5 protein-coding genes and 1 pseudogene (1 of these 6 running past the window's edge) are annotated in these 6,812 nt (G+C 62.9%); all 6 read right to left on the reverse strand.

Annotated elements, in window-relative coordinates; all coding sequences use genetic code 11:
* Positions 1-8: 8 nt before the first annotated feature.
* The gene (locus A2X88_04085) at positions 9-1,853 is read right to left on the reverse strand and encodes a hypothetical protein (protein OGP35080.1); all 1,845 of its coding nucleotides are present in this window, start codon (positions 1,851-1,853) and stop codon (positions 9-11) included.
* A gap of 47 nt (positions 1,854-1,900) precedes the next feature.
* Positions 1,901-2,764 (reverse strand): hypothetical protein, encoded by an 864-nt coding sequence (locus A2X88_04090; GenBank protein OGP35081.1) that lies wholly within the window; start codon positions 2,762-2,764, stop codon positions 1,901-1,903.
* Positions 2,765-2,944: 180 nt separating this feature from the next.
* Positions 2,945-3,784 (reverse strand): c-type cytochrome biogenesis protein CcsB, encoded by an 840-nt coding sequence (locus tag A2X88_04095; GenBank protein ID OGP35082.1) that lies wholly within the window; start codon positions 3,782-3,784, stop codon positions 2,945-2,947.
* A 40-nt stretch (positions 3,785-3,824) separates the two neighbouring features.
* Complete coding sequence (locus A2X88_04100) at positions 3,825-5,156, reverse strand: hypothetical protein (protein OGP35083.1); 1,332 nt, start codon at positions 5,154-5,156, stop codon at positions 3,825-3,827.
* Between the two features lie 153 nt (positions 5,157-5,309).
* A complete protein-coding gene (locus A2X88_04105; GenBank protein OGP35084.1) occupies positions 5,310-5,663 on the reverse strand; it encodes a hypothetical protein in 354 nt (117 codons plus the stop codon).
* A gap of 26 nt (positions 5,664-5,689) precedes the next feature.
* Positions 5,690-6,812 (reverse strand): annotated as a pseudogene (locus tag A2X88_04110) (hypothetical protein) (it continues 695 nt past the right edge of the window).

Genomic DNA, 6,812 nt, shown 5'->3' on the forward strand with positions numbered 1-6,812 from the left:
GAATGATTTCAACGAGGCGTCCCGGTGCGGCCCTCCAGGCGCATCAACTGGGAACGCAGGAAGGGAAGATCCTGATATTCCAGCGCACTGCGCAGCGCCTGGATCGCGGCGGCCCGGTCCCCCATCATCTCGTACATCCTGCTCATCGTCTGGTAGGCTAGCACGGGGGATACCCCGAGATAGATGTAATGATGGGATTCCAAGGCGATATGCTGAAAAATGGAATTCTTCTGAATCTGGTGCTTCCGGATATACTCCATTGTTCCCGGAGTGTGGCGGACAAACACCACGAACAATCCGTCCGCGAACACCAGCGACCAGTCGTTCGCATAGGTCAGCGGAGAGAGGAACGGCAGGATCGCTCCGGAAGAATCGATCGTCTTGGTGACGACGTAGGTCACCCCGTATTTCTCGAGAATGTTTTCCCACCCGGGCATCGCCCCGGTCACCACCTGGTGCTCCTGGAACACCAGGTCGTTGTAGGTCCTTCCGTCGATGAAGGTGAGCGCCTGGGGATACAGCTGCCAGTCGAGAAACCCGCCGACGTCGAAGAAGTTGAACATCTTCCCGGGGACCGGATTCTTCCGGAGGAACTCCGCCGCGGCGAAGGAGAACTTGTGCTCGGTCATCCCGATCCCGTACTGAAGCTGGGAAAAGGAAAAGGAGAGCATCGTTCCGCCGAATGCCGCCAGTGCGGTCACCAGTACAACAACCAGGGCAACCTGCCGGCCGAGGAACCGGGTAGGCGATACCGGCACGTCCCCCTTTCCCGCAGGCTTGGACTTCTTCCCCCGGTTCTTTCCTTTCTCCGGTGAAGGTTTTCCCTTCGGTTGCGCTTTCGGCGCGAACCATTCCGCCGTTCGTGCGACGAATCCGGTAAGGTGCAGGGAAATTCCGGGAGAAAGGAACAGCCCCATCATGGAAACGGCGCGTGCGGAGTCCCATGCCCCTTTGAACGCGATGGAGAACAGGAACAGATCGAGGAGGTAGATCCTCCTGCCGAAAATGCCCAGCAGGAGGGACCCCCCCGCTATGATTGCCGCTGCCTGATAGTACCCGTAAAACCCGGTCCCCTTCACCGGAGTCAGTTCCGAGATCGACATCAGGATGGAGCTTCCTCCCCCGGACCCGCCGCGTGAGATTACGTGGAGGGGGATAAGGATGGCTTCGTACCCGTGCGGGTTCAGCCCGCAGAGGAGAAGTCCTGCGATTCCGACCGCGACGGGAGGGAAGACCCAGGTGCGAAGGTGCCCCCACCGGAACTCCCGTCTCCAGGCGGCCCGCGCCAGTCCATCGACGAAAAAGGCGCCGCACAACAGGAAGGCCATCAGATAGGTGGGATGCATGTTCGCCCAGACGAGAATCACCGCGGGGAACAGGTAGAGGAGTTTCTTCCTCTTGCCGAAATAATATTCGGCCAAGAGGAAAATGGTCAGCGCGATGAACAGGTAGGTGAAGATCTCGGGCCTCGGCTGGATCCGGATCCGCAGAAAGCCGGAAAAGGCGAAGATCGCCAGCACGGCGAGCCAAGGATCGCCCCCTCGCAGAGCCATCGATCGGTGGAGAAGGAGAAAGATGGAGAACACGACCGCCCAGCAGAGAAGCGAGACGCCATACACTCCGCCCGCCGCATACACGAGATAGAGGACCGCCTGAAACCCCCATTCCCCGTTCGGGTTGTGCCTCCCCAGGGAGGGGTAGTTCAGAAATTCCTTGTCCGTAACGCTTCGGTCCTGGATGATTTCCCTGCCGATCGCGAGGTGCGTCCCGAAGTCGCTCGTGAACACCTTCGTGAGCATCGGGATCGTGATCAGAAACAGCAGGGCAAGGACCAGGATCTCCTTTCGGCGCACGAAAAAATCCGATCCTAGGAGAGACGAAGACAAACCGGCGAGCGCGCTCATCCGGAGGGTACCCCGGAGAGTTCCCCCCCCCGGCCTTTTCCCGCCAGTCCCGGCTCGCCGAAGGGGTCCCGGTGGAAGACCGTCGAGAGCTTCAGGCTCGGGCATCGGGTGCAATCGAGGCAGCGCAGACACTCTGCGCTCGCCGGCTTGTAGTCGGGCCGGATGTCCACCGGGCAGATTTTCTGGCATTTCCCGCACCGGGTGCAGGTGTCGGGATTCCACGCCAGCTGCAGAAAACTGACGCGATTGAACAGGGAAAATATCGCCCCCAGGGGACACACAGCCCGGCAGAACGGACGCTTGAGCAGTACGGAGAAGACAACGAACAGGAGCAGGATCCCGATCTTGACCCAGAAAAGAGAACCGATCATGGCCCGGATGCTTCCGCTCATCGCCACCCACGGCAGCCCGGCGCTTGCGGTTCCCATCGGGCACAGCCGGGAGAACCAGTGCACCTGGGTGAGCGCGGGGACCAGGAATACGAGGAGGAGCAGGGCGGCGTAGCGCAGGGAGGGTGCCCACCGGGGCAGTCTGCCCTTCCAGGTCCGGATCTTGAACAGGAGATCCTGGAGGAAGCCGAAGGGGCAGAGCGTACCGCAGGTCATCCGCCCCACCGACGCCCCGACGATCGCCAAGGTCCCCGCGGCGTATACGGGAACTTTCCCCGTCGCGGCGAAATGCTGCATCGTCCCGATCGGACAGGAGAAGAGGGCGGAGGGGCAGGCGTAGCAGTTGAACAGGGGGGTGCAGATCCCCTTGAGCGGCCCCTGGTAGAGGGATGCGGAAAGAAATCCCTGCACGTAGGCATTGGGGAGGAGGGTCCCCGCTCCCTGGAAGATCCGTCGCTTCAGGAACGCCACGGGATCACCCGACCCCGATGCAGTGGAGTCAGAGAAGCGCACCGTTGAGCAGGACTTTCGCAAACTCCCCGTGGAACAGTCCCCAGCCGAGCGCGGCAACGGAGGCGGCGGCGGAAAGCAGAACCAGGATGACCTTGCTCCTCATCGGGACGACCGAACCTCCCGGATGGGACCCAAGCCTTACGAGCCGCCGTAGGAGTGGAGGCCGGAGAGCACCAGGTTGACTCCCAGGTAGCACATGATGGTGGCCAGAAAGCCGACGATCGACAGGATCGCCGCCCGGCGGCCGTGCCACCCCCGGGTGACCCGCGCGTGCAGGAAGGCCGCGTAGACCAGCCAGACGATCAGCGACCAGGTTTCCTTCGGGTCCCAGGACCAGTAGGTCCCCCAGGCGTAGTTCGCCCAGGCGGCCCCCGTGATGATCCCGGCGGTCAGGAAGGGGAACCCCCACACGATCGTCCTGTAGACCAGGTCGTCGAGCATCTGCGTCCCGGGGAAGAGCGCCACGACCCCCCCCTCCGCCTTCGAACCCTCCCGCTTTGCCTTCATGAGATACATCACCGCGACGCCGGCGGACACCGCGAAGGCGGCGTACCCGACAAAGCAGGTGATCACGTGCGCGTGGAGCCAGTAGGACTGGAGCGCCGGGACCAGCGGCTGGATGCCGCTCTCGTTCGTGAGGGCGAACAGCATCGTGCCGAAGGCGATCGGAAGGACGAAGGCGCCGAAGGTGCGGTTCTTGTACTTCCACTCGACGAACAGGTAGAACAGGTTGACCGACCAGGCAAAGAAGACCAGCGACTCGTACAGGTTGGTCACCGGGATCCGGCCGATCCCCATGTTGTAGGATTCCACCCACCGGACGCCGAGGGCCGCGGTCGAGACGACGGCCGCCCCCACGCAGACCCAGGTCGCCAGGCGGGCCAGCGACTCCCTCTTTCCGTAGAGGGAGGAGATGTAGCCGACGGAAGCCACGCCGAAGAGAAGCGTCGTGATGTCGAACAGTCGGACGTTCAGCATGAAGATTCTCCTGCATGCCATGCGGTTGGACACATGGAGGTCATGTCGCCACCTCCTTCATCGCGGCCTGTATTTTCTCAAATTTTTTCTCGAAGGCAAGCCGGTTCCGGTTCGCGGACCCTGCGAGGACCACCTCGACCCGCCCCGCGCCCGCGGGGGCAAGCCGGATCCAGAGCCGCTGGTGGGACATGAAAAAGGCGATGAGGATCCCGACGACCATGAGGGTGCACCCCACCCACACGATGTTCACCCCCGGGTCCTTCGCCACCTGGAGCCCCGTGTAGTACACCTGGTCGATCGAGAGGAACGTGAAGTAGTGGGAGTCCTTCCGCTGCCGGTCGAACTGGGGATGGCGCTGGAGCAGCCAGAACTCGATGGCCGGCTTCCCGGGCTTTTCCAGGACCACGAGGAGCGCCGGACCGAACCCCTGGAAGTCGGGCTGGTAGTCCACGCCGCGGACCGTTCCGTACCCCGGAACCTCGGTTTCCACGCCGGGAGCAAGCGAGAGGACCGAAGGCTGACCTCCGCCCGCGGCGGTCACCGCGATCCGGGCCGAGCTGCCCCCCGCCTGGCCGTAGCTCGACTGGTAGAACCAGATCCCCTTGTACTGGAGCGGATCGTTCACCACGATCTTTTTCCGGAGGACCTCCCCCCCGTTTTCCAGGATGCTCAGGTCCGAGGCGTATTCCTTCGGCTGTCCGGACGGGTAGAAGTCGACCCAGAACTTGTTGCACCGCACCGAAAAGCCGAGGTCAACATGGTTCGTTCCCCCCCTCGTGGGAATCGTTCGGACCGACTCTCCCTCGACGATGTTCGCGAACCCCTTGAACCCGAGCACGTTGCCAATGATCGCGCCGATGAAGATGATGATGATGGAGAGATGGGTCACGTAGACCCCGAACCGGGAGACGATCCCCCGCTCCGCGTACAGGTGCCGGGTCCCGCTGTTCTCCGTCACGACCGGCTTGCCGAAGACGCCTCCCATCGCCGCCGCGTAGGTGTCGGCCAGCTGCTCCGGGGAGCCCTTCTTCTTCCAGCGGTCCACGGAGCCCAGCGACTTCTCGAGCCCCTCGTCCAGGGTGAGCTTCGGATTCCGCACGATCCGGACTACCCGCGGGAGGCGGTCCAGCGTGCAGCAGGTGAGGTTGACGGTGAAGAACAGCATCAGGGCGAGGAACCACCAGGAGTGGTACATGTCGAAGAGGTTCAGCGCCTCGAAGATGCGGATCGTCCCGTCGCTGTAGAACTGGCGGTACTTCTCGATCGGCTGGTTCTGCTCGACGATCGTCCCGAAGATCGAGGCCGTCGCCATCAGGATGATCACGGTGATCGCGAGCTTGAGGGAAGTGAAGAAACTCCAGACCTTGTCCATCGGGGATTCACTGCGCGCTGCCACGGCCATTGGGGATCACCTTCAAGAAGGTTCGTTTAAAGTATACAGTATACCCTTAGAGGTAGGGAAGAAGTCAAACGAAACCCGGGGAGGGCGGAAACCCCCGCCCTCCCCGGCGCGTCGTTTCTGTCGTTACTTCTTGTGGCACCCGTTGCACGTGGTCGGAGCCTTCTTGTTGGCGTCCTTCTTGTGGCAGTCCTTGCACATCGTGTGGTAGGCCTCTTTGAGTTCGACGACCTTGCCTTCCGTCTTGGCCTTGTGGCACTCCTGGCATCCCTGTTCCTTGCCCTTCTCGCCCTTGTGGTGGCACTCCTGGCAGTCCTTGGCCCTGCCGGTGTGCGCCTTGTGGTCGAAGACGACCGGCTCCTTGGTCTTCTGGATGTGCTTGATGGCCACCTTGCCCGCGGGAGCTTCCGCGCTGATCACCAGGCCGGCCGAGAAGGTCACTGCGACGATGATCGCCATGAGAGATGCGAACTTCTTCATTCGGGTTCACCCCCTTCCGTGTTGGGTTATAACCACAGATTGCATCTCGCGCACCGCTCGGATTCCCGGCGGACGCAATCGTCTTCGTATCGCCTCTGGATCTCCTGAAACGTTCGCCGGCTCTCTTCCGGCGTCATCCGGGGGGCCTCCCGCCTGACCCTCCATTCCGGGCGGTCTTCGACCTGGGGTTCGGCCACACGCCGGAAACGGTCCTCGTACCGCGCTTTCCCGACTTCTTCGACGCAGAGGTCGCCGTAGATATTCAACGCCGCCGCCCTGCCCGAAGCGGAGGCCTCCACCACGGTGGCCGGTCCGCTCACGCAATCCCCGCACGCATAAGCCGAAATTTTATGCCCCCCGCCCCGAAAAATCAACCGGGAAACATGGTTCGGAAGATCGACCGGCTTCGTCACGATGCCGGGGCCCAGGAACCCGAGCTCCGTCCGTCTTCCGAGCGCCATCACCACCGTGTCGGCCCGAACTTCGAACTCGCTGCCGGGAATCGTATGCGGCAGGATCCTTCCCTTCGCGGCGAAGTCGATCCGCTCCAACCGGAGCGCCTCGAACCCCGTCACCCGGCCTCCATGGAGCAGGAATTTCTTGACCGTCGTTCCGGGAAGCAGCTTCACCCCTTCCCCCTCGGCATTCTCGACCTCCCATTGGAAGGCAGGCATGGTCTCCCGGGACTCGAGGCATGCGATCGTCACCTCCTCCGATCCCAGCCGGATCGCCACGCGGGCGACGTCGATCGCCATGTTCCCTCCGCCGATCACCACCACACGCCCTTGCGGGATCGCCGACCTCCCCCGGTTCAGGTCGGCCAGGAAGGTGAGGGCGTCGAAAAACCCCTCCGATTCCCCCCCGGCTCCGGGGAATTCGATCACTTCGCACGTTCCCACGGCGAACAGCACCGCGTCGAAGCCGTCCGCCTCGAGAGACTCGAAGGTGATCTCCCGGCCGAATTGTTTCCCCCCGGAGAAGTCGACCCCCCTCTCCAGGATCGTCAGGACGTCGGACAGGAGCGCCTCCTCGGGAAACCGGAACGCGGGGACGGCGTACCGCATCATCCCTCCGGCCTCCGCCGTCTCATCGAACACGGTGACGGCGCAGCCCAGGCGCGCCAGGGTGTCCGCCGCGGAAAGACCGGCG

The sequence above is a fragment of the Deltaproteobacteria bacterium GWC2_65_14 genome (assembly GCA_001797615.1).
Classification (GTDB): Bacteria; Desulfobacterota; Deferrimicrobia; order Deferrimicrobiales; family Deferrimicrobiaceae; genus GWC2-65-14.

Excerpts from the sequence above, each read along its gene's own strand:
- A2X88_04105 (OGP35084.1), bottom strand. The coding sequence starts at position 5,663 with ATGAAGAAGTTCGCATCTCTCATGGCGATCATCGTCGCAGTGACCTTC.
- A2X88_04100 (OGP35083.1), bottom strand. The coding sequence starts at position 5,156 with ATGGACAAGGTCTGGAGTTTCTTCACTTCCCTCAAGCTCGCGATCACC.
- A2X88_04095 (OGP35082.1), bottom strand. The coding sequence starts at position 3,784 with ATGCTGAACGTCCGACTGTTCGACATCACGACGCTTCTCTTCGGCGTG.